This is a genomic window from Streptomyces sp. NBC_00289 (assembly GCF_041435115.1).
Lineage (GTDB): Bacteria > Actinomycetota > Actinomycetes > Streptomycetales > Streptomycetaceae > Streptomyces.
Window position 1 is genome coordinate 1,455,492 of record NZ_CP108046.1, and the last position, 21,825, is coordinate 1,477,316.

At 71.7% G+C, this 21,825-nt stretch carries 17 protein-coding genes; 10 read left to right on the forward strand and 7 right to left on the reverse strand.

The window, feature by feature from the left end:
- Window positions 1-30 precede the first annotated feature (30 nt).
- From OG985_RS07190 to OG985_RS07205, 4 genes are all read right to left on the reverse strand, one after another.
- Window positions 31-684 (reverse strand): hypothetical protein, encoded by a 654-nt coding sequence (locus tag OG985_RS07190; protein ID WP_371667382.1) that lies wholly within the window; start codon window positions 682-684, stop codon window positions 31-33.
- Window positions 685-797: 113 nt separating this feature from the next.
- A complete protein-coding gene (locus OG985_RS07195; protein WP_371667383.1) occupies window positions 798-1,481 on the reverse strand; it encodes a LysE family translocator in 684 nt (227 codons plus the stop codon).
- A gap of 100 nt (window positions 1,482-1,581) precedes the next feature.
- The gene (locus OG985_RS07200; protein ID WP_371667384.1) at window positions 1,582-2,703 is read right to left on the reverse strand and encodes a hypothetical protein; all 1,122 of its coding nucleotides are present in this window, start codon (window positions 2,701-2,703) and stop codon (window positions 1,582-1,584) included.
- Between the two features lie 135 nt (window positions 2,704-2,838).
- Window positions 2,839-3,582, reverse strand: coding sequence for a TetR/AcrR family transcriptional regulator (locus OG985_RS07205; protein ID WP_371667385.1), 744 nt, complete (start codon window positions 3,580-3,582; stop codon window positions 2,839-2,841).
- Between the two features lie 158 nt (window positions 3,583-3,740).
- Between OG985_RS07205 and OG985_RS07210 the strand changes: the two genes are divergently transcribed.
- The 3 genes from OG985_RS07210 to OG985_RS07220 are packed head-to-tail and all read left to right on the forward strand — an operon-like array spanning window position 3,741 to window position 9,213.
- Window positions 3,741-6,554 (forward strand): DegT/DnrJ/EryC1/StrS family aminotransferase, encoded by a 2,814-nt coding sequence (locus OG985_RS07210; RefSeq protein ID WP_371667386.1) that lies wholly within the window; start codon window positions 3,741-3,743, stop codon window positions 6,552-6,554.
- A complete protein-coding gene (locus OG985_RS07215) occupies window positions 6,554-7,603 on the forward strand; it encodes an LCP family protein (RefSeq protein WP_371667387.1) in 1,050 nt (349 codons plus the stop codon). The genes OG985_RS07210 and OG985_RS07215 overlap by 1 nt, the downstream gene beginning before the upstream one ends.
- Window positions 7,604-7,611: 8 nt before the next feature.
- Window positions 7,612-9,213 carry a lipopolysaccharide biosynthesis protein gene (locus OG985_RS07220; RefSeq protein ID WP_371667388.1) on the forward strand — a complete coding sequence of 534 codons (1,602 nt, stop codon included), beginning with the start codon at window positions 7,612-7,614 and terminating at the stop codon, window positions 9,211-9,213.
- Between the two features lie 1,032 nt (window positions 9,214-10,245).
- On the opposite strand, the gene OG985_RS07225 is transcribed toward OG985_RS07220, so the two are convergent.
- Together OG985_RS07225 and OG985_RS07230 are read right to left on the reverse strand one after the other, a co-directional pair.
- Complete coding sequence (locus OG985_RS07225) at window positions 10,246-11,643, reverse strand: O-antigen ligase family protein (RefSeq protein ID WP_371667389.1); 1,398 nt, start codon at window positions 11,641-11,643, stop codon at window positions 10,246-10,248.
- Between the two features lie 17 nt (window positions 11,644-11,660).
- Window positions 11,661-13,079 (reverse strand): polysaccharide biosynthesis tyrosine autokinase, encoded by a 1,419-nt coding sequence (locus tag OG985_RS07230; RefSeq protein ID WP_371667390.1) that lies wholly within the window; start codon window positions 13,077-13,079, stop codon window positions 11,661-11,663.
- A 118-nt stretch (window positions 13,080-13,197) separates the two neighbouring features.
- On the opposite strand from OG985_RS07230, the gene OG985_RS07235 reads away from it, so the two are divergent.
- Genes OG985_RS07235 through OG985_RS07250 form a run of 4 tightly spaced genes read left to right on the forward strand, consistent with a single transcriptional unit; the run spans window position 13,198 to window position 16,979 of the window.
- The gene (locus tag OG985_RS07235) at window positions 13,198-14,259 is read left to right on the forward strand and encodes a glycosyltransferase (protein ID WP_371667391.1); all 1,062 of its coding nucleotides are present in this window, start codon (window positions 13,198-13,200) and stop codon (window positions 14,257-14,259) included.
- Window positions 14,259-15,323, forward strand: a complete 1,065-nt coding sequence (locus OG985_RS07240) for a glycosyltransferase family 2 protein (protein ID WP_371667392.1) — start codon at window positions 14,259-14,261, stop codon at window positions 15,321-15,323. The genes OG985_RS07235 and OG985_RS07240 overlap by 1 nt, the downstream gene beginning before the upstream one ends.
- A gap of 28 nt (window positions 15,324-15,351) precedes the next feature.
- Window positions 15,352-15,984, forward strand: coding sequence for a sugar transferase (locus OG985_RS07245; RefSeq protein ID WP_371667393.1), 633 nt, complete (start codon window positions 15,352-15,354; stop codon window positions 15,982-15,984).
- The gene (locus tag OG985_RS07250; protein ID WP_371667394.1) at window positions 15,984-16,979 is read left to right on the forward strand and encodes an NAD-dependent epimerase/dehydratase family protein; all 996 of its coding nucleotides are present in this window, start codon (window positions 15,984-15,986) and stop codon (window positions 16,977-16,979) included. Before OG985_RS07245 ends, OG985_RS07250 begins: the two co-directional genes overlap by 1 nt.
- 53 nt (window positions 16,980-17,032) lie before the next feature.
- Here OG985_RS07250 and OG985_RS07255 read toward each other — a convergent pair whose 3' ends face one another.
- Window positions 17,033-17,983, reverse strand: a complete 951-nt coding sequence (locus OG985_RS07255; RefSeq protein WP_371667395.1) for a class I SAM-dependent methyltransferase — start codon at window positions 17,981-17,983, stop codon at window positions 17,033-17,035.
- Between the two features lie 131 nt (window positions 17,984-18,114).
- Here OG985_RS07255 and OG985_RS07260 point away from each other — a divergent pair, with 131 nt between their 5' ends.
- From OG985_RS07260 to OG985_RS07270, 3 genes are read left to right on the forward strand one after another with little or no spacing between them, the layout of a single operon-like run.
- Entirely contained in the window at window positions 18,115-19,395 is a 1,281-nt protein-coding gene (locus OG985_RS07260) for a glycosyltransferase (protein WP_371667396.1), read from the forward strand.
- A 56-nt stretch (window positions 19,396-19,451) separates the two neighbouring features.
- Window positions 19,452-20,777 carry a UDP-glucose/GDP-mannose dehydrogenase family protein gene (locus OG985_RS07265; RefSeq protein ID WP_371667397.1) on the forward strand — a complete coding sequence of 442 codons (1,326 nt, stop codon included), beginning with the start codon at window positions 19,452-19,454 and terminating at the stop codon, window positions 20,775-20,777.
- A gap of 15 nt (window positions 20,778-20,792) precedes the next feature.
- On the forward strand, window positions 20,793-21,761 hold the full coding sequence (locus OG985_RS07270) for a UDP-glucuronic acid decarboxylase family protein (protein WP_371667398.1): 969 nt from the start codon (window positions 20,793-20,795) through the stop codon (window positions 21,759-21,761).
- The last annotated feature ends 64 nt before the right edge of the window (window positions 21,762-21,825 follow it).

A 21,825-nucleotide genomic window follows, 5' to 3' on the forward strand; every position in this document is an offset into this window, starting at 1 on the left:
GGTCTGCCCGGCCAGGTCATGGCCGTCGGATCACGCCTCCCACCGGTCGCGGTACTCGATGTGGATCTCGCGCGCGTCGCCGAGAACGCCTTCGTTGGAATGGAACTCGGTGCAGTAGTGCGGGTAGTTCGGATGGACGGGGACGTAACCGGGGCCGTTTCGGGCGATGTCGAAGAAGTGCCGGGCGGTTTCCCGGAACACCTTCGCGCTGCCGGTCATGAACAGCGTCTCGGCGTGGAGATGCTGCTGGAACAGGTCCCGGTTCTCCCGGTAGCGCCTCGCCTCGTAGTCGATCACGGCCTCGCCCGTGTCCTTCGGGCCGGGCAGCGTCACGGTCTGCGGACGGCCCACGCCGAGTCGTCCGCGGACCTCCTTCCAGCGTGCGGGCGCGAACTGCAGCGAGTGGTGCAGCAGAACGAGATCGAGTTGGCGTGTGCCGCCTTCGGCCAGTGCGCCGGAGGGAGGCCGGTTACCTCGCATCGGCAGGTGGATCAGTGAACGCGGTGACGAGGCGGCGAGCTTCCACAGGCCGCCGATCCGCCGCGCCGCGTCCTGGTCGAGGTAGGCGTCCAGATGCCGGTCGTGGTCGAGCAGCAGCGCACGCGACAGCGGCCTGGCGGGCCGGATGACCTTGAACTCCGCCGCGCCGAAGCGTGCCTGGTGGATGGTGACGGGCAGTTTCATCGGCTCCCCCGGACACGACGGCTGACGTCGGCAGCGTAGGCGACCCAGTGGCCGCCCGCGACTTGGCGCGTGCACGTGCCGAGCCGCGAGGGGACCGCAAGTGCGGGCGCATGTCACTCGATCGCCGCGACGCCGATTCCGATGCCGATGAACAGGCAGCCGGTGACGCGTTCCCAACGGCGCCGCCAGGAGGGGCGACCCAGCACCGACCGCAGACGGACGGCGACACCGACCAGGAGCAGCCAGTAGAGGATGCCGACGACGACGTCGATCAGGCCCAGAAGGAAGACCTGCTCGGTGAGCGACCCACCGCGGTCCGCGAACTGCGGCACGATGCTGAGGAAGAACAGGGCCGCCTTGGGATTGAGGACGTTGGTCAGGAACCCCTCGACGAAACTGCCGCGGCGGCCGCAACGCACAGCCCCGTCCGGGGCGTTGGCGGTTCCCTGGGTCCGGTCTGCTTCCGGGCGCCTTTGCGGGGCGGCGTGCGGGTCGCGCCGGCCCGCCCCAGCGCCGTGCCGGGCGTCGCGCAGCGCCCGTACGCCCAGATACACCAGATAGGCGGCCCCGGCCAGTTTGATCGCGGTGAAGGCGTAGGCGGACCGGGTGGCGATGACCGACAGGCCGAGGGCGGCGGCACACATGTGCACGCACAGGCCGGCCTGTGCGCCCAGCGCGGCGGCCCTGCCCAGCGCGCGTCGCCGCGCGGCCGCCCGCACGATCACCAGGAAGTCGGGTCCTGGGACGAGGTAGGCGAGCAGCACCACACCGAGGAACCCCGCGAGATCGACCGACATACCCTGCTCCGTCCTGTGGCCCGGTAGGACGGGCGCACCCAAGACCTTTCGGGTGCCACCGGAGCGGCAGGTGATGCGGCCGGAGTCGCCGTCTTCTGGCCTACGCGAGGTGGGGGTCGTCGTTGGTGATGTCGGTCGCCACTCCGATGAACGTGTTGCCGGCCGAAGTACCCAGCGCGCCCTTGTAGTTGTAGATAGCCCACTGCATGCCGCTGAAGGTGTTGTCGTACACGTTCGCGCCGATGTAGTGGTTGATTCCCACGCCGAACCTGCCCGCACCTCCGATGTCGTGGATGCGGTTGTTGTAGACGTTCAGATTCGTCACGGCGTTGAACGGACCGCCACTGATGCCGATGATCAGGATGCCGTCCGTGAACCGGGTCCCACTGATGTCGTTGTCGTGGATGTTGATGTTCTTGGCCGCCGCGTTCTGGAAGCCGCTGTACACGATGCCCGGCAGGGTTCCCGTACCGCTCTCGGAACCGCCGACGATCGTGTTGTGGTGGATGGACACGTCGGACAGGGTCTCGGCGGACGAGTTGGGTTCGAGGTCGATGGGTCCGGGCATCCCGGAGCGCGAACACTTGACGAACCTGTTGTGGTGCACCTCGATGCGGGTGCCGGTGACGATGGAAACACCGTTCCGGTTGAAGTGGTCGGACGTGAACGTGTTGTCCGGCCCGATCGTGCAGTTCTTGGCGGTACTTCCGATGTTGACGTAGACGCCGTCGCCGATGATGTCGCCGAACTCGCAGTTCTTGACGACGACGTCGCTGAGGTTGCCCTGGATTCTCACGCAGTGCCGGTACTGGGACCAGGTGGCCCCCTGCTTCGACGCGCGCCCGTCGAACCTGAGGTTCTCGATCGTGACACCCGATCCGCGCACGGCCAGGATCTCGTCACTGTGTGTGGTGGACTTCGTGGAGTCGTCCGGGAACCGCAGGGTCGAACCGTTGCCCACGACGTGGCAGCCGGCGGGTATCGACAGCGAGGTGACCGTGTACGTCCGCCCCTCCGGGAAGACCAGACGCTTGCCGGCGGCGGCGTCGGCCGCCGACTGCGGCGTGGGGTGGTCCTTCACGAGCACATCGTCGTTGCCGCCGCGGGGAAGGCGTGGCCCGGCGGCCAGAAGAGGGAGGGAAACCAGGGCCAGCATCGACCTGCGGGAGACGGGACGGGCACCGGACAACATCTTCGCCGGTGACTTCTGCGCTCGGAACAAGACCAGGAACTCCGTGTGTGGGGGACAGCTCGGCGGTCGGTGCCGCTCGCACGAGCATTTTATCGGCAAGCCGCTAAGTCGACATCGATACGCCGATGTGCCGCTCCTCACTCGGGTGCCAGGGGATCAGCCTTGCTACCGCGCTTCCGTGAAGCGGTCGAGCAGGGCGTCCAGCCCGGCCGCCAGGCCCTCCGGCCCGCCCCGCCCGGCGAGCGCGGGGGCCATTTCGCGGAGCCGTGGCAGTTCGTGGGACGGCATGCGATGGAGCCCGAGACGGAAGGCGGGGTCCGACTCCTCGGCGTTGTCCACCATGGGCCGGAGTTCCGCGGACACGTAACCGAGGAGCCACGCGGTGAAGGCGCGGAAGGCGTCGGCGGTACGGCGCTCGTCCAGGCCGGCCTCACGGAGCAGGACGAGCACCCTCTCGTGGTCCTTCAGGACGGCGAGGGGGCGTCGGGCCAGCGGGACCGCCAGCATGCGCGTGGTCAGCAGCGGGACCACCTGGGGGTGAGCGAGGCAGACGTCGTAGGTCGCCGACGCGATGCGGTGGAGCATGCCGCGCCAGTCGGGTTCCTCGGCGCTCACGTCCGCCTCGGCCGCCAGGCGTTCCTCCAGCTTGAGGTACAGGGCCTCCACCAGGCCGTCCAGGAGAGCGTCCTTGCCCTCCGCGTACCGGTAGAGCGCCATGGCCTCCACACCCAGCTCGGCGCCCAGCCGCCGCATGCTCAGCGCCGAGAGGCCTTCCCGGTCCACCAGGTCGAGTGCGCTGGCCAGCACGCGTTCCCGGCTCAGCCGTCCGTAGCGCCCGCGGTCGGCGGCGCGGCGCGCCGGAGCACCGCCCGCGTCCTTGCCCCCGGTCTTCGCCTGCTCCTTGACCATGCCCCGCCTCCATACGGCCGCCCCGTCACAGTGCCCCTCTTGTGTTGACTCTATGCACTCTTGGGGGCAATGTGTACGTATACGACGTAAATATACGCCTTCTGGACGCACGGTCGGCGTCGTCTTCTCCAAGAACGCCACAGACCGGGGAGCTCTCCATGACAGTCCATCGGTTGCTGCCCCAGCGGGAACAGGTCGAGCGGATCCGCCCCGCCCCGGACACCGTGTCCCCCGCCGACGCCGGATCCGGCCCCCGCACCCGCACCCTGGAACCCTCGCCTGAGTCGGACATCCCCTTCGCCGCGACCTGGATCAGTCCGGAGGCCCGGCGTGCCGCTCGGCGCGTACTCGCGTCCGGCTGGGTGACCACCGGCCCGCAGACGGAGCTCTTCGAGGACGAGTTCGCGGCGCACCTGGGGGCGCGGCACGCGATCGCGGTGAGTTCCTGCACGGCGGCGCTCGAACTGGCGCTGCGCGCGCTCAGGCTGCCGGTCGGCGCGCCGGTGCTCGTTCCCGCCGTGACGTTCTGCGGGGCGGTCCAGGCGGTGCTGCACGCCCGGCTGCGCCCCGTGCTGGTCGACGTCGACCCGCGCACCGGGCAGGTGAACGCGGCGACCGTCGCCCGGGCCGCCAGGGTGTGCGGCTGCCCCCGGGCCATGATGGTCCTGCACTACGCGGGAGCCCCGGCGCCGGTCGCCGAGCTCGCCGAGGCCGCGCGGCTGCCCCTCACGCACATCGTCGAGGACGCCGCCCACGCCCTCGGCACCTGGGTGGACGACCAGCCGGTGGGGAGCCTTTCCCGGGCGGCCTGCTTCAGCTTCTACGCCACCAAGAACCTGCCCATCGGTGAGGGCGGCATGGTGACCACGGACGACTCGGAGTTCGCCCGGTGGATCCGGCGAGCCAGGCTCCACGGCATGAGCGCCGACGCATGGCGCCGGAACACGACCGGCGGCAACTGGCGGTACTCCGTGGAGGAGGCCGGGCTCAAGGCGAACATGACCGACGTACAGGCCGCTGTCGGGCGGGCCCAGTTGCGCCATCTCGACGACTGGCAGATACGGCGGCACGCCCTGGCCGCACAGTACGACGCGGCACTCGCGCCCCTGGCCGGGATCGAGCCGCTGGACGTCCCCGCTTCGGGACGGCACGCCCGTCACCTGTACGTGGTGCGGGTGGAGGAGGAGTACGGGACCGGCCGCGACGAACTGATCGACCGTCTCGCCGAGCACGGCATCGGCACCTCCGTCCATTTCGAGCCGCTGCACCACATGCCGTACTTCCGCGACACCGCGATCACTCCGCCCGGCGGCCTGCCGGGAGCCGACGCGCTGTTCCCCCGGCTGCTGTCGCTCCCGCTGTATCCGCACCTCACGGACAGGGAGGTCGACCGGGTGTGCGCCGAACTGGCCCGGCTCGGCGACCGGCACGGCACGGCAAGGGCCGCACGATCCGCCGTGCCCGCCGACGCACTCCCCGCCCTCGCTCCGGTGCACCCGCTCCCCGCCGGACTGCGCACCCTGGTGATCGGCGCCGGGGAGGCCGGCCAGGCGCTCGCGCGGGACCTCGCGCGGACCCCGCAGTTCGGGCTCGCCCCGGTCGGATTCCTCGACGACGACCCGGTCAAGCTCCGCGCCGCCGTCATCGGGGGGCTGCCGGTGCTCGGAGAGCTGGACGACAGCCGCGAGGCCGTCCTCACCCACCGGGCCGAGGCGGTCGTCGTCGCGATCCCGGGACTGGGCTCGGAGCGCTTCCGCCAGGTGGCGGGGGCCGCCGAGGCCTCGGGGGCGAGTGTGCGGTACCTGCCGTCGTTCATCGCGGCCCTGCGCCGTGACGTGGTGGGCAGTGACATGCGGGCGCTGGACGTGCCCGCGCTGATCGGCCGGGCCGAGATGCACATCGTGAGCCCCGAGGTGCGCGCGACCATCGCCGGGAAGCGGGTCCTGGTGACCGGCGCCGGCGGCTCGATCGGCAGCGAGCTGTGCCACCAGGTGCGCGCCTTCGGCCCGAGCCGCCTCTTCCTGCTCGACCACGACGAGTCCAACCTGCACCGGCTGCAACTGGAGCTCTACGGCGACGCCCTGCGCAACGACGACATCGTGATCTCGGACATCCGCGACCGCCCCCGTATCGACCAGGTCTTCCGGCAACTGCGCCCCGACGTGGTCTTCCACGCCGCCGCGCACAAGCACCTCCCCCTGCTCGAACGGCATCCGTGCGAAGGCGTCAAGTCGAACGTGCGCGGCACCGACAACCTCGTCCGCGCCGCGATCGCCGCCGGCACCTCACGGTTCGTCCTGATCTCCACGGACAAGGCGGCCGACCCGGTCTCGGTGCTCGGCGCGACGAAGCGGCTGGCCGAGCTGATCGTGCGCGACGGCCAGCAGGACTCGCCGCCCGGAACGGTGTTCTCCGCCGTCCGCTTCGGCAACGTGCTGGGCAGCCGCGGTTCGCTGCTGTCGGTCGTGGCGCAGCAACTGGGCGAGGGCGCCCAGGTGACGGTCACCCACCCCGACGCGACCCGCTTCTTCATGACCGTCGAGGAGGCCGTCGGCCTCGTGCTGGAGGCGGCGCGCATGGCCCGCGGCGGGGAGGTGTTCGTCCTCGACATGAGCGTCCCGGTGCGGATCGTCGACCTGGTCCGCAAGTTCGCCCGGTCCGTGCACGTGCCGGACATCGACATCCGCTTCACCGGTCTGCGGCCGGGCGAGAAGCTCAACGAGACGCTGTTCGCCGCGCAGGAGGGGCACACCTCCACCTCCCACCCGCGCATCCTCGCCGCGACCTCCGCCGCCCGGCCCGAAGGCCCGGCCGCGCTGCGCCAGGCCCTGCCCGCGCTCTACGCCGCGGCGGAACGCAACGACACGCCCGAGGTCCGCCACGTACTGGCCGACCTCCTCCCCGGCTTCCCCGCGGCCGAGCAGGAGCACGCGCACACCGGGATGACCGACCCGTACCCGGACGACTTCTGATGTCCGCGCGACGGCACCCGCCCCAGTGGCCACCGAGGCCGGCTCCGGGAGCGCGGCCCCGGCCGCGCCACCGGGTCCTGCGTGCCGTCCTGGTGGTCGGCCTCGCCGCCGTCCTCGCACTCGTCGGCCTCGCCGCCGGTGGCGTCTGGTGGGGCACCAACCACTACGGGGACCAGGTCACCCGCATCCCCGACTCGTTCCCGACCGGACCCCGCCCTCCCAGGCCCACCGGGCACGACGGCGGTACCACCTTCCTGCTGGCCGGAGTCGACAGCCGCTCCAAGCGGCCGACCACCGGAACCGGCGCCACGGCCCAGCTGTGGCGGTACGGGGCGCAGCGCAGCGACACGCTGATGCTGGTGCACCTCAGCGCCGGTGAGGACACCGCGTACACGATGTCCATCCCGCGCGACAGCTGGGTGCCCATCGCCGGGCACGGCTCGGCCAAGATCAACGCAGCGTTCTCCTGGGGCGGCCCACCTCTCCTCATCCGCACGGTGGAGCAGCTCACCGGGGCCCGCGTCGACCACTTCGGCGTCATCGACTGGCACGGTTTCCGCGCCCTCACCGATGCCATCGGCGGCGTCCCCGTCACCGTCGCGCAGAATTCCTACGACCCGCAGCAGCACCGCCACTTCACCGCCGGCACCCAGGTGATGAACGGCGAGGAGGCCCTGGCCTACGTCCGGCAGCGGCACGGGCTGCCCGGTGGTGAGCTGGACCGGATCAAGCACCAACAGCAGTTTCTGCGCAGCCTGGTCAAAGAGGTGCGCGGCGGTGTGAAACTCACCGATCCGCTCGGCACCGACAAGACGCTCGACGCCATCACCAGCGCCGTGAGCATCGACGACGGGATGTCCAACGGAGACCTCCGCGACCTGGCCTTCGGCCTGCGCGGGTTCGACACCGCGGGCGCCGTCTTCAGCACCGCGCCGATCGTCCGCTCCGAGTTCATCCACGGCCAGTACACGCTGATCCTGGACAAGCAGAAGCTGCGGGCACAGTGGCGGGCGGCCGAGACGGGAGACCGGCCCGGCGCCGGGAGGTGAGGCACGCCATGCGCCCCCGGCACCCCGTCGGCAACGAGTCGGCCGGGAAGGCGGAGCAAGCGGCTCCCGGGACGGCAGGACGGTCCGACCGCGACCGGACGGCGCGGGGACTGCTGCCGTCGGTGGGTTTCAGCGCGGTGGCCCAGGCGGCGCCGCTGCTGACCAACCTGGTGCTCACGCCGTATCTCATCCGCCACCTGGGCCTGGACCGGTTCGGCGTGTGGTCGCTCGTCCTGGTCTTCCTCGCCACGCTCACCGTGCTGGACGGCGGCGTCGGCGCCTCCCTGGCGCGGTTCCACGCCTACCACGCCGCACGCGGGGACCGGGAGGGCGCGGGGCGTCTGGTGACCGGGGCGCTCGTCCTCTTCGTCGCGCTGGGCGTGGTGGTCACCGGCCTGTGTCTGCTACTCGCGCCCATGCTCACCTCCGCGGTGGATGTGCCGCCCCAACTGCGCGAGGAAGCGGGGCTGTTGCTGCTGGCCCTCGGGCCACTGCTGACCCTGGCGCTGGCGTCCAACTCGGCCACCGCGCTGCTCCAGGCCAACGCCCGCTTCCGGACCCTGGCGGGCGTCAGCGGCGGTTCGTGTCTGGCGTACGCCGTCGCCGTCGTCGTGCTGATCGACCAGGGAGCGGATCTGCCCCTGCTCGCCGTCCTCGCGGCCGGCCGGTATCTGCTCGTGACGGTCGGCGGACTCGTCGCCGGCGCGCGGCATGTCCGCATCCGGCGTCCGCTGCTGCCGCCGCGCGTCGAGCTCCGCGAGTTCTGGCACTACGCGGTGCGCATGCAACTGTCCGGGTTCACGGTCTTCCTCAACGGGGAGATCGACGCCCTGGTCGTCGCCGCGCTGCTGCCCGTTCGCTACGTCGGCATCTACGCCGCCGGATACCAGGTCGCCAACGCCCTGCGCAGCCTGCCGCTGTACGCCTTCCCGCCGATCCTCACCCGCATGACGCATGTCTTCACCGTGCGCGGACTCGCGGGCGCGGTAAGGGAGTTCCATGTCCTGCAGCCCCGCTGGTTGCCCGCCGTACTCACCTACGGAGTGGTGACGACCGCCGCGGTGGGCCTCGCCGTCCAGGTGTGGCTCGGGCCCGCGCTCGCGCTGAGCGGGGCGGTCGCCGCGGTGCTGCTGTCCGGCTACTCGGTCCAGGTGGCGCTGACCGGCATCCGGACCTGTTTCGTGCGGGCGATCGGCCGGCCCGGGTACGAGACGCGTTACTCGTGGTGCTCGACGGTGATCAACCTCGCCCTCACCGTGCCGCTGACCCTGATGTTCGGCGTCGTCGGCGTGGTGCTGGCCACGTCCGTGGGCATCATGGCCGGCTCCGTGTACTTCGTCGTCCTGTGCCGGCGGCTCGCCGGCCTGCGGGAGCGGCGCCTTCCCAGGCGCTGGCTGCTCGCGACCCTGCCGGCCGCGCTTGTGGCCGTCCTCGGCAACCTGCTGGTCCTGCGGCTGGGCCTGCACGGAGTCCTGCCGCTGCTTCTGGCGGGCCTGCCGGTGCTGGCCGGTCTCGCCGCCGCGACCGCCCTACTGCTGCCCGAACTCACGGCTCACCCGGCCGCCGAGACGACACCCGAGAGAAGTCCCCAGAAGGAGGAAGCGCCATGAACCCCGCCGCCTCACGAGGTCCCCGTGCGTCCCGCGCCAGGCGCGTTCTCATCGTGGCCCAGCTGGACGGCTACGCCAACAGCGTCAAACCACTGGCCATCCAGCGGTTCCTGCGGGACCGCGGGCACGAGGTGCACCTGGCGGACACCAACTGCCTGGCCCGGGCCTCCGACGCCCCGGGATCCCTGGGACGGATGCTGCCGGGTTCTTTGCGGCCGTCGCGTCTCCTGCTGTACGCCAACGACGTCGCGTCCAAGGCGCTCACCCGCCGCTGGGCCTTCGGGCGCCGTCACCTGTCGTACCACGTGCTGCTGACCGACCACCGGCTGCGGCGCCGCATCCTCACCCGTCAACTCGAACTCGACGACTACGACCTCGTCATCTGCGAGACGCCGTACGACGCCGGGGTGCTGGCCACCGAGACCTCGGCCCAGACCCTCTACGACTGCCCCAACCCCTGGGCCGACGAGGTGTTCTTCGAGAACCGGCTCTCGAAGAAGCAGCACCGGAGGTTCCGCCGCTGGGAGACCGGCTTCCTGGAGGACATGGAGCACCTGTCCTTCTCCTGGGAGTCCTACGGCCGCTACGCGCGCGAGCACTACGGGATCAGTGGCCGTAACTTCCTTCAGCTCAACTGGGGTTGTACGCCGACGGAGGAGCGGGCCCGGTTCGCCGATCCGCCGCGCGTGGCCTATCTCGGATCGCTCAGCTCACGGTTCATCGACCTCGCGCTGCTGGCCCGCCTGTGCCGGCGGTATCCGAACATCGACGTCTACGGAGGGCCGTCGCCCGATCCTGCCCTCGGGATCAACTACCGCGGCTACGCCTCGCCCGACGTCCTGCGGACGTACCAGTTCGGGCTGATCACCTGCACCCGTGACCTGTTGCGCCGCGAGGGCTTCTCGGCCAAGCACCTGCACTACCTGGCCTACGGGCTGCCGGTGCTGGTGCCCGGCTGGCGGCGCCACCTCGACCTGCTGCGTGGGTCCGTGCCGTACACCGAGGAGTCGTTCGGCTCGGTGGTGGGCGGCCTCAGCGACCCGGTCCGGTGGGGGCAGGCCGCCGACCAGGCCTATGAGCAGGCACGTCGGCTGGACTGGAACCGCACTCTGGAGCCGCTGGAGGCACTGCTCGCCGCACCGCCGCGGGCATGAGCACGGCGGCGATGAGGGCGAAGGTCAGCGCGTTGCTGATGCCGAACGACCAGGGGCGCTCGATCACCGAGGTGAGCAGCACCGGCAGCAGGACGACGGCGGCGGCCGGGAAGCCGGGAACACCGCCCCTGGCCAGCAGGTGAACCAGCAGGATCACGAACAGCGCGAGGCCGATGATGCCGCCCGCGTACAGGACGTCGATCCACTGGTTGTGCAGGGACGGCGAGACGGCGGCCGGAATCTCACCGGCCGGATACTTCGCCGACCAGGTCTTGCCGCCGAAGCCGATGAAGGGTGACGCGCGCAGCTCCTGACCGGCGATGTCCCAGATGGTGGCGCGGTCCCCGAGCCGCTCGGCGCTCGGATGACTGAACGGGAGCGCGAGGCCGACCGCCGCCACCGTGGCCAGGATCGGCACCGTGATCAGGATCCGGCCGGGCCGGGTTCTCACGTCCGGCTCGTCGGGGAGCCTGGGGCGCAGCAGCACCAGCAGGGCGACGGTCGCGACCGCGGCGACGGTGGCCATCGTGCTTCCGGTGGCGACGGCCAGGACGGCGACGTAGCCCACCAGGACGGTGCGCACGCGTCCGCGCAACCCCAGCCAGAGGAACGGGATCCCGAGGACCAGCATCATGGCGAAGATGTTCTCGTTGGAGAACACGCCCGCGTAGTGGACTCCGAGCAGGCCGCACGGGTTGTCGGCCCGGCACTCGCGCAGGACGGTGGCCGGTTCGACGAGCGCTTCGACTCCGCCCAGCACCGAGAACAGCAGCACGACGGCCGCCGCGCCCAGGAACGCGGAGCGGCCCGGCCTGGCGACCGTCGCCAGCAGCAGGGCGGCGAGCAGGACGAGTTGGCGGGGCACGAGGAACTGCTGGCCGTGCAGCCCGTCGGAGAGGGCGAACAGCACGGCGAGGAAGAGGGCGACCAGCGGCGCGGTGTTGATCCGGGCGCGGGCGAACAGCAGCCGGTGGACGACGAACGCGACGCAGATGACGAGCAGGATGCCGTTCGTGACCGTCCCGAGCCGGTTCACCCACGTCGGGAACCCGATCTCCACCTCGCCGACCGGGTCCAGGCGTTGCGTGCGGCCCGACCGGAAGACATACGCGACGCTCGGCACGTTGGCCAGCAGGCCCGTCAGGAAGACCGCCGTGGAGGTCAGATCCCAGTCCCCGAAGGCGCGGGCGCGTCTGAGGGCCTTCGTCACCGGGAACAGCGACACCAGGGCCAGAATGCCGATGATCAGTGCTTTGGCGGCCTGGTCGCTCGTCATGCGCTGCTTCACCCCGTCTATTCGTGGTGCCGGACCGCGGCCGCGGTCGGCTCCGCGTCGTTCGCGTGGTCGTCACCGGGCGACCGGAGGTCCATCGGTCGCTGCGGTTCGGCCGGCGGCTGCCAGTCCGCGAGGCCTTCGTCGTGCGTGCCCGTCAGGACCGCGCCGAGCACCCGCGCCCGGACCGCCTCAAGGGTGTCCAGGGCACGGCGGGCGTCGTCGCGGCGGGTCTTTCCGGCGCGTACGACGAACAGCACGCCGTCCGTCACGGAGGCGAGGGCGGCACCGTCGGCGAACGACAGCAGTGGCGGGCTGTCCACCACCACGAGGTCGGCGTCCGCCTCCAGGGCGCGCACCAGCTGGGTCATGACCGGCCCGGACACGAGCCTGCTCGGGTCCGCCGGGACGGGGCCGCTCGGCAGCACGAGCACGCGGCCGCCGGGCAGGGTCTGCAGGGCGTCGTGCAGCGCCGCTCGGCCCTCGATGACATCGGCGAGTCCCGGGCCGGCGCGCAGGCCGAGTTCGGCGGTGAGGCGCGGTCGGCGCAGATCCGCCTCGAGGAGCACGACACGTCTGCCGGTGCGGGCGACGCTCACCGCCAGGTCGAGCGCGGTGCGGGTCCGGCCTTCCCCGGGCAGCGCGCTGGTGATCAGCAGCGAGTCCGGGATGCCGCCCTCGGTACTGAACCGCAGCTGGGTGCGCAGCTGGTTCAGTGCCTCGGTCCGCCGGCCGTCGTCCGTCGGCCGCGACGGGCGCCGGCGGCGCCGGTCGGGTGAGGGAACGGCGCCGAGAGTGGTCAGGCCCAGGTGGGTCCGTATGTCCTCGGGGGTGCGGAGGCTTGTGTCGAGGGCGTGCCGGAGCACGGCTCCCCCGACGCCGACGGCGATGCCGGCGAGCAGCCCGATGGCCATGTTCAGCTCCGGGCGCGGACTCGTCGGGCTCGACGGGGGCTGGGATCCTCCGACCACGCTCGCCTTGACCAGCGGCGGGCTGTCCGTCGAGGTGCCTTCGACGGTGTCGATGTACTTCGAGAACTGACGCGCGGTCTCGTCGGCGATCGCCTGCGCCCGGGTGGCCGATCCGTCGGTGACCCTGATGTCGACCAGGGTCGTGTCGAGCGGGGCCTGGGCGCTGATCCTGCCGGCGAGGTCGCCGGGCGTCGTCCGCAGGTTGAGATCGGAGATGACGCCGGTCAGGACCGCGGGGCTGGTGACGATGCGGGTGTAGGACTTGACCCGCTGCTGCGTGAACAGACCGCCCTGGTAGGCGTCGCCGCCGGTCTTGTCACTGGTGGCGATGAAGAGCTGGGCGGTCGCCGTGTAGGTGCGCGGAATCAGCGCGGTCATGAGGGCGGCCGTCGCCAGTCCGAGCAGGACGCACACGGTGACGAACCGCCAGCGGCGGCGCAGCGCGTCGAGATAGTCGCGGAAATCCATGGAGGGCTCCCCTCCGCCCGGGCCGCTGCACGTGCTCTTGACGTCATCCGACCTGAGGCGCAATATGTGGATTTACGGCGTAAACGTACGATATCAGCTTACGGCTGGACCCGGAACTATGAAACGTCACCTGGATCGCTGCGCGATCACCCCCTACGGCCGCGAAGCCGGAAGCTCCCGGGTCCGCGTCTTCGAGTGGCTGGACCGCGTGGGCACGAACTTCACCGTCGGCAGCTATCTGTCGCTGCCCGACGCCTCCGCCTCGCGGCTGCTGCGCCACCCGGTGTCCGTGGCCGGTGCGGAACTGCGGCTGGGAGCCTTCGTCAGGGCCCGGCCCCGGCGGCTGCTGCTGCACCGGGAGGCGTCCCCGCTCAGCCGGGGCTGGTGGGAACGCCGGCTGCTGACGAGCGCGGAGTTCGCCGTGTACGACTTCGACGACGCCCTGCAGTGGGACCGGGGCGAGGGCGGACTCGCCCGCAGACTGGCCCCCAAGGCAGGCAAGGCCGAGCTGGCCGTACGCCACGCCGACCGGGTGATCGCGGGCAACGCCGTACTGGCGGACTGGGCCTCCCGCTTCCAGCGGGACGTGGTGATCATCCCGAGCTGTGTGTCCCTGGAGGACTACACGCGCAAACCCGCCTACGTACTGCGCGACCCGCCACGGCTCGGCTGGATCGGCTCGCGCCACAACGAGGCGTCCCTGCTGCTCATCGCCGACGCGCTCACCGAGGTCCACCGCAGGACCGGTGCGCGGCTGACGCTCGTCGGCACGACCACACGATCCCTCGGCGCCCTGGAGTCCTTCATCGACCGGATCGCCTGGAGTCCGGCGAGCCAGCGGACGGCGCTGGCCGACATGGACATCGGTCTCATGCCGCTTCCGGCGACCACCTACAACCTCGGCAAGTGCGGTTACAAACTGCTCCAGTACGCCGCCGCCGGCCTGCCCGCCGTGGCCAGCCCACTGGGCGTCAACGCGGACCTGCTGCGCCAGTTCGAGCTGCCGGCGCCACACACCCAGGACGACTGGACCGCGGCGCTCCTCGAACTGATCGACTCCCCCCAGGACGCCCGGGAGCGGCTGGGCCGGACCGCACGGGGAGTCACCGCGCGGCGGTACTCCTACAACGCGTGGCTGCCCCGCTGGGCCGCCGCGCTCGAACTCGGACCGGTGACGTGATGAGGCCGGGCGAGCGGTCCGCGCCGGCCGCCGACATCGTGATCGTCAACTGGAACACGGGCCGTCATCTCGCGGACTGCCTGCGCTCGATCGTCCGGACCGACCGGTCGCTCCTGCGGGTGGCCCGGGTCGTCGTCGTCGACAACGCCTCCACCGACCGTTCCCACGAGCACCTGACCACGCCCGGCATCCCGCTCACCGTCGTCCGCAACAGCCGTAACCACGGCTTCGCCGTCGCCTGCAACCAGGGCGCCGCTCTGGGCGACAGCGACTTCCTGCTCTTCCTCAACCCGGACACGGAGCTGTATCCCGACACCCTGCGTGCCGTGGGCGACTTCCTCCGGTCCCCGGCCGCCCGGGGCCCCGGCATCTGCGGCGGCCGGATGGTCGACGCGCGGGGACGGCCCGCGGTCTCCTGTTCGCGCGCCCCCACCCTGCGCACCTTCCTCGGCAAGGCGACCGGCCTCGACCGGCTGGCTCCCGCGCTCTTCCCGCCGCACCACCTGCGGCCCGCGGAGACCACCGCCTCGCGACCGGTCGACCAGGTCATCGGCGCCTTCTTCCTGCTGCGCCGCCCACTCTTCGACCGGCTCGGCGGCTTCGACGAGCGCTACTTCCTCTACTTCGAGGAAGCCGACCTCGCCCGTCGTGCCCGTCAACTCGGCCGCGGCAGCTACTACGTCCACGAAGCCCGGGTCCACCACATCGGTCAGGTCAGCTCCGCCCAACTCGGTGGCCGGCGACTGCGCCACTCGCTGTGCAGCCGTACCCGGTACGCCTTCCGGCACTGGCCCCGATCACACGCCTGGCTGCTGGTGGCCCTCACGCTGACGGTCGAACTCGCCGCCAGGCTCGCGCGGTCCGCGCTGCACGCGAGCCCGTCCGAATGCCGAGCGACACTCGCCGGCTACGGCGGATACCTGCGGTGGCTCTGCACCACCACCGGACGCCTGCTCGAACGCGGTCTCCTCCAGGCGACGGCACCCGCCCCGGGCCCGACCGCGCCCACACCACCACCCCTGACGACGGAACCGGCTGAGGACGTTCTCCATGCACACCGCTGACCGAGCTTCCCCGAAGACACTGCCGGCCATGAGCGCCGTGCGGCTCTCACCGGCGCGCCGCACTCTGGACGTCGCCGTGTCCCTCACTCTGCTGCTGGTGTTCGCCCCGCTCCTCCTGCTGGTGGCCCTGCTGGTCGCGGGCACGAGCGGGCCACCGGTGCTGTTCCGCCAGCCGCGGATCGGCGCGGGCGGCGGCACGTTCACGCTGCTCAAGTTCCGCAGCATGCGGACGGGTTGCACGGGCCCCGGGGTGACCTGCGGCGTGGACCCGAGGGTGACCCGCACCGGGCGCGTCCTGCGCCGGCTCAGCCTGGACGAACTCCCGCAACTGTGGAACGTGCTGCGCGGCGACATGACCCTGGTCGGCCCCCGCCCCGAGATACCGCGCCTCGCCCGCCGCTATCCACCGCAGCACCGCTGGGTGTTCCGGCACCGCCCCGGACTGACCGGACCCTGCGCGCTGCGGTCGCGCGGCTACGCCGCCCGGCTGGACGGCCGGCCCGATCCCGAGGAGTACTACCTGTCGGTCCTCGTTCCCCAACGCACCGCGCTGGACGCCGAGTTCCTGAAGCGTGCCACCGCGTGGCACGTCGTGGGGTTCACCGCCCGGACCGCCGTGTACGTGCTGTCCGCGGTGTGGGACCGGGAAGGAGGGTCGTGATGCGTGCCGTCGTGACCGGCGTCGCCGGATTCATCGGCTCGCACCTGTGCGAGCACCTGCTGTCCCGCGGCGACGAGGTCGTCGGCATCGACGCGCTGACCGATTTCTACGCACCCGCGCGCAAGCGGCGCAACCTCGCCCGCCTGCTGGACCGGGACCGGTTCACCTTCCGCCGCGGTGACCTGCTCGACCTGCCCCTCCAGTCGCTGTTCGCCGACGCCGACGCCGTCTACCACCTCGCCGGCCAGCCCGGCGTGCGCGACTCCTGGGGCGCGGAGTTCGCCGTCTACCTCGAACGCAACGTCCTGGTCACCCAGCACGTACTGGAGGCGGCCCGGGATTCGGGACTGCCCCGGCTGGTCTTCGCCTCCAGCTCGTCGGTGTACGGCGACGCGGAGTCGTATCCCACCCCGGAGTCGGTGCGCCCCCGACCCGTCTCCCCGTACGGCGTCACCAAGCTCGCCGCGGAGCAGCTGTGCGAGACCTACCGGACCGTCTTCGGCGTTCCGGCGGCCTCCTTGCGGCTGTTCAGCGTCTACGGCCCCCGGCAGCGCCCCGACATGGCGTTCGCACGGCTCGTCGACGCCGCCTGCACCCGCCGCTCCTTCCCGCTGTACGGCGACGGCGGCCAGAGCCGCGACTTCACCTACGTCGGCGACGTGGTGACCGCGATGCGTTCGGCCGCCCTCTCCTCGTGGACCGGCGTCGCCAACCTCGGCGGCGGCAGTGAGGTGACAATGAATCAGGCCATTGCCCTGCTGGATGAGTTGGCGACCCCGGTGGACGTCGTATCGGGTCCGGACCTCCCGGGCGACGCCCGCCGTACCGCGGCCGACATCACCCTGGCCCGCGACGCCTTCGGCTACCGGCCGGACACCGACATCCGCACGGGGCTCGCCGCGATGGTGCGGGCCGAACGGGTCCTGCAGCGGTCCGGGCCGGACGACTCCGCCGCCGTTGACGGACACCGCCCCCTGCACCGGAGCAAGGCCTGACGAGCGGTCCGATGCAGCATCGGCCGGGACACCGGGAGCGCGGCGGGCCGCGCTCACTCCCGCCGCTGCGCTCCCCGGTAGTAGTCGACGATCTCCGCCGCCGTCATCTCCCGTTCCCTCCTGCGCCCCAGGAAGAACACCGCCGACGCGTCGTCCTGGGCGAAGTCCGGAGGGACGAGGTGGTCGAGGCCGCGCAGCCAGAACAGGAGGCCGCGGGTCGCGCGGCCCGCGGAGGCGGAGCGGGTGAGGCCCCGGACCACGTGGTCGAGGCTCCACAGGAGCTGGGTGCCGGGGCCGGCCACCGGGCCGGCGGCGAGTTCCTCGAAACGGCGGAAGAGGTAGCGGTGGCCGCTCGCCGTGAAGCGGGTGAAGTCGTGGGCGCCGGCGTGCACTTGCTGCAGGAAGGGGGTCTCCGCGTAGACGAGCCCGCCGTCCGTGAGGACCCGGTGGATCTCCGCGACGACCAGGGACGGGTCCAGGACATGCTCCAGGACGGCCTGCACCAGCACCGCGTCGACGCTTCCCGCGGACAGCGGAATGCGGTGGGCGTCGGCGACGAACTGGGTCACGGGACTGCCGACGATGTCGAACCCGATCACCTGGACGCGAGGGTCCCGGTAGACGGCCTCCACTCCGTTGCCGACCGTGGCGCCACCGACGACGAGCAGTCTCGGCGCGGGGTGGGGCAGGGCCCGCAGCATCAGGTCGACGTTGTGTGCCGCGATCCGGTTGGGCGGCTTGAGGACGCGTCGCAGCGGGGCGGGGAGGCCCTCGGCGCCGGCACCGGCGGCCGGCGCCACGGGTGCCCTGTCCGCGGCCACGACACTGCGCTCGAAGTCGACGAGCACGGGCCACCGGCCGACCGTGGGAAAGACGGCCGCGGCCGTCCCGTACGGACAGGAGGACGCGGTGCAGCCGAGCCCGCCGGGCCGGTCCGCCAGGTCGGACCGGCAGCGCGGGCACACCAGCAGCTTCCTGATGGCACTCAGCTCGGCAAGCGGCATGCGCGTTCCTCCGAGGTATTCCCCTCGACCATTTTCCTACGATTTGACCGATACCGCCTGAAGAGTGAAGATGTACGTATACGACGTAAACATACGGCGATCAAACGGAACCGGGACGGCGGTGGTCCACCATGCGGAACGGGACGCTCGTCCCCGGCTCCGGACGGTCCGACACCCCGGCCTTCACCTGGCCCGCGGCACCCCCGCGGGTGGTGCCGACCGCCTCGCTGCCGTCGCCCCCCGCGCCGGCCCGCATCAAGGTCCTGCACGTGATCACCAGGTTCCAGGCGGGAGCCGGTGGCAACACGCTGCTGTCGGCCGTCGGCCTGGACCCCGAGCGGTACGAGGTCTGGATCGCCGGAGTTCCCGGCGGCGGCCTCTGGGAGCGGGCTCGCGCGGCCGGAGTGCACACGGTCGAGCTATGCGGTTTCCGGCACACCCTCACGCCCGCCGACCTGCTCGTGCTGGCACGGCTGGTGCGCCTGATGCGGCGGGAGCGGTTCACCGTCGTGCACACCCACTCGGCCAAGGGTGGTTTCCTCGGCCGACTCGCCGCCCGGCTGTGCCGCACCCCCGTCGTGGTGCACACCTTCCACGGCCTCAGCTTCCATCCGTACCAGTCACGCTCCCGGCGCACGGTGTACCGCTGCCTGGAACGCGCGACCCGCCGCTTCACCCACGGGTTCCTGGCCGTCGCCCCCCGCGTGGCCCGGCAGGCCGTCGAGGAACACCTGGCCCTGCCCGGCCTGGTGCGGGTGATCCCCTCCGCCGTCGACCTGGGCCACATACCCCAGAGGTTCGATCCCCTCGCCCGGCGGGTGCTCGGCCCACCCCGCTCCACCGCCCTGATCGGCACCGTCGGCCGGATCGACACGCAGAAGGCTCCGCTGGACTTCGTCCGCATGGCGGCCGCGATCCGTGCCGAACGCCCCGACACCGCGTTCACCATGATCGGCGACGGTCCACTGGAGGACGAGGTCCGGCGACTCGCCGCGCACCTCGACATCGAGCTGACCCTCACCGGCGACCGGCCGGACGCCTCCTGGCTGGTGGCCGGCCTGGACGTGTTCGTGATGCCGTCCCTGTACGAAGGTCTGGGGAGGGCCCTCACCGAGGCGCTGGCCACCGCGCGTCCGGTGGTCGCCACGGCCGTGAACGGCGTGCCGGACCTGGTGGAGCACGGCGCCACGGGACTGCTGGTGGCACCGGCCGATCCGGAAGGCGCGGCACGGGCGGTCTGCTGGCTGCTCGACCATCCCCGGGAGGCGGCCGAGATGGGCCGACAGGGCCGGCAGCGCGTACGGGCCGGCTTCGCACCGCAGGCCATGTGCGCGGCCGTCGACGCCTGTTACCGAGGCCTGCTGGGCCTCCCGCCACAGAGCCGGACCCCGGGAGCGTCCCCGGGCCCCTGAACCGGAGCGCGCCGCCGGAGCAGAGCCCCGCCGGCACCTCGACCACGGAGATCGCCATGCGCCTCACAGTCATTGGCACCGGATACGTCGGAGCCGTTCACGCCGCCTGCATGGCGGACATCGGCCACGATGTCCTGGGCGTCGACATCGACACCGACCGGATCACCGCCCTCGCCGCGGGCCGGCCGCCCTTCTTCGAGCCCGGCCTGTCCGGCATGCTCAAGGCGGCGGTGGACGCGGGACGGCTGCGCTTCACGACCTCCCTGGCCGAGGCCGCGTGGTTCGCCGACACCCACTTCGTCTGCGTCGGCACCCCGCAGCGGCCCGGCTCGGGCGCCGCCGACCTGAGGCATGTGGAGGCGGCGGTGGACGGCCTCGCGCCGCATCTGCCGCGCAGCGGGTACGAGAGGGTGCTGGTGGTCGGCAAGTCCACGGTGCCCGTCGGTACGGCCAGCCGGCTCTCCACGCGACTGCGGACGAGCGCACCGGACGCGGAGGTGGCCTGGAACCCGGAGTTCCTGCGCGAGGGCTGCGCGGTCCGGGACACCCTGAGTCCGGAACGGATCGTGGTGGGTGCCGGATCGGCGCGGGCCGAGGCCCGGATGCGGGAGCTCTACGCTCCCCTGCTCGCGACCGGAACCCGGTTCATCGCCACGGACCCGGCCACCGCCGAACTGGTCAAGGTGGCCTCCAACTCCTTCCTCGCCACCAAGATCTCGTTCGTCAACGCCATGGCCGAGATCTGCGATGTCACGGGGGCCGACGTCCTCGCCCTGGCCGAGGCCATGGGTGCCGACTCCCGCATCGGCCCCCGCTTCCTGTCCCCCGGCCTCGGCTTCGGCGGCAGCTGCCTGCCCAAGGACATCCGGGCCTTCGCCGCCCGTGCCGAGGAACTCGGCCAGGGCGAGTCCGTGGCCTTCCTCCGGCAGGTCGACGAGATCAACACACGCCAGCGCACCCGCACCGTCGACCTCGCGCGCCAACTCGCCGGCGGGAGCTTCGCGGAGCGCAGCGTCGCCGTCCTCGGGGCCGCCTTCAAGCCGTGCAGCGACGACGTACGGGACTCGCCGGCGCTGGCGGTCGCGGACACGATCCGACGGCAGGGAGCCCAGGTCCGCGTCCACGACCCCGAGGCGGTCGACAACGCCCGGGCGGCCTTTCCCGCGCTCCAGTTCGCTCTGGAGGTGTCGAAGGCCTGCGAGCGCGCCGACGTCGTCCTGCACCTCACCGAATGGCCCCAGTACCGTGACCTCGACCCCGCCGCGCTCGCCACGGTGGTCCGGTCGCCGGCCATCGTCGACGCGCGCAACACCCTCGATCCGGTCGCCTGGCGGTCGGCGGGCTGGACACTCCGTGCCCCCGGCCGCCCGCGGCTCGGCTGAACGGCGGGAGGAATCATGCGTGTCGTGGTGTCCGGCGGAAGCGGCTTCCTCGGATCGCACCTGTGCGAAGCGCTGTTGCGCCGGGGCGACAGTGTCCGCTGCCTGGACGACTTCTCCTCGGGCCGTGTCTCGAACATCGCCCACCTCCTCCACGAGCCCGGCTTCGAATCCACCACGTGCGACGTCACCGAACGCTTCCGGGTCATCGGGGACGTCGACGCCGTCGTCCATCTCGCCAGCCCCGCCTCACCCTTCGACTACGCGCGCCGCCCCCTGGAGACGCTGGCCGCCGGCAGCCGGGGCACGGAGAACCTGCTGAGACTGGCGGCCGGCCACCGCGCGCGCTTCGTCCTGGCGTCCACCAGCGAGGTCTACGGCGACCCCAGGGAACATCCGCAGGACGAGGACTACTGGGGGCACGTCAACCCGATCGGACCCCGCAGCGTCTACGACGAGTCCAAGCGCTTCGCCGAGGCCCTCACCATGGCCTACCGCCGCAGCAGGGACGTCAACACCGGCATCGCGAGGATCTTCAACACCTACGGGCCGAGGATGCGCGCGCACGACGGCCGGGTGGTCTCCACCTTCGTCCGGCAGGCCCTGGACGGAGAGCCGCTGACCGTCTTCGGAGACGGCAGCCAGACCCGCAGCCTCTGTTACGTCGACGACCTGATCCGCGGTCTGCTCGCCATGATCGACAGACGTCTGCCGGGCCCCTTCAACCTCGGCAACTCCCTGGAACGCACCGTGCGGGAACTCGCCGAGCTCGTCCTGCGCCTCACCGGCTCGGACAGCGAACTGCGCTTCCTGCCCCTGCCCGTCGACGATCCGGCCCGCCGGCGCCCCGCCATCACCCGGGCCCGCGAAGAACTCGGCTGGCACCCGAGGGTGCCGCTGGAGGAAGGTCTGCGCCGCACCGTCACCTGGTTCTCGACGCAGCCGGTCACCTCCGGACGACCACCGGAGCGTCCCGCGGTGGGGTGACCGGCGACCCCGCGCTCTCCCGCGGCCGACGACCGCGGCAGAGGGCGGATTTCGGGGGACCCGT

Excerpts from the sequence above, each read along its gene's own strand:
- OG985_RS07190 (WP_371667382.1), bottom strand. The coding sequence starts at position 684 with ATGAAACTGCCCGTCACCATCCACCAGGCACGCTTCGGCGCGGCGGAG.
- OG985_RS07195 (WP_371667383.1), bottom strand. The coding sequence starts at position 1,481 with ATGTCGGTCGATCTCGCGGGGTTCCTCGGTGTGGTGCTGCTCGCCTAC.
- OG985_RS07205 (WP_371667385.1), bottom strand. The coding sequence starts at position 3,582 with ATGGTCAAGGAGCAGGCGAAGACCGGGGGCAAGGACGCGGGCGGTGCT.
- OG985_RS07210 (WP_371667386.1), top strand. The coding sequence starts at position 3,741 with ATGACAGTCCATCGGTTGCTGCCCCAGCGGGAACAGGTCGAGCGGATC.
- OG985_RS07215 (WP_371667387.1), top strand. The coding sequence starts at position 6,554 with ATGTCCGCGCGACGGCACCCGCCCCAGTGGCCACCGAGGCCGGCTCCG.
- OG985_RS07220 (WP_371667388.1), top strand. The coding sequence starts at position 7,612 with ATGCGCCCCCGGCACCCCGTCGGCAACGAGTCGGCCGGGAAGGCGGAG.
- OG985_RS07225 (WP_371667389.1), bottom strand. The coding sequence starts at position 11,643 with ATGACGAGCGACCAGGCCGCCAAAGCACTGATCATCGGCATTCTGGCC.
- OG985_RS07230 (WP_371667390.1), bottom strand. The coding sequence starts at position 13,079 with ATGGATTTCCGCGACTATCTCGACGCGCTGCGCCGCCGCTGGCGGTTC.
- OG985_RS07235 (WP_371667391.1), top strand. The coding sequence starts at position 13,198 with ATGAAACGTCACCTGGATCGCTGCGCGATCACCCCCTACGGCCGCGAA.
- OG985_RS07240 (WP_371667392.1), top strand. The coding sequence starts at position 14,259 with ATGAGGCCGGGCGAGCGGTCCGCGCCGGCCGCCGACATCGTGATCGTC.
- OG985_RS07245 (WP_371667393.1), top strand. The coding sequence starts at position 15,352 with ATGAGCGCCGTGCGGCTCTCACCGGCGCGCCGCACTCTGGACGTCGCC.
- OG985_RS07250 (WP_371667394.1), top strand. The coding sequence starts at position 15,984 with ATGCGTGCCGTCGTGACCGGCGTCGCCGGATTCATCGGCTCGCACCTG.
- OG985_RS07255 (WP_371667395.1), bottom strand. The coding sequence starts at position 17,983 with ATGCCGCTTGCCGAGCTGAGTGCCATCAGGAAGCTGCTGGTGTGCCCG.
- OG985_RS07260 (WP_371667396.1), top strand. The coding sequence starts at position 18,115 with ATGCGGAACGGGACGCTCGTCCCCGGCTCCGGACGGTCCGACACCCCG.
- OG985_RS07265 (WP_371667397.1), top strand. The coding sequence starts at position 19,452 with ATGCGCCTCACAGTCATTGGCACCGGATACGTCGGAGCCGTTCACGCC.
- OG985_RS07270 (WP_371667398.1), top strand. The coding sequence starts at position 20,793 with ATGCGTGTCGTGGTGTCCGGCGGAAGCGGCTTCCTCGGATCGCACCTG.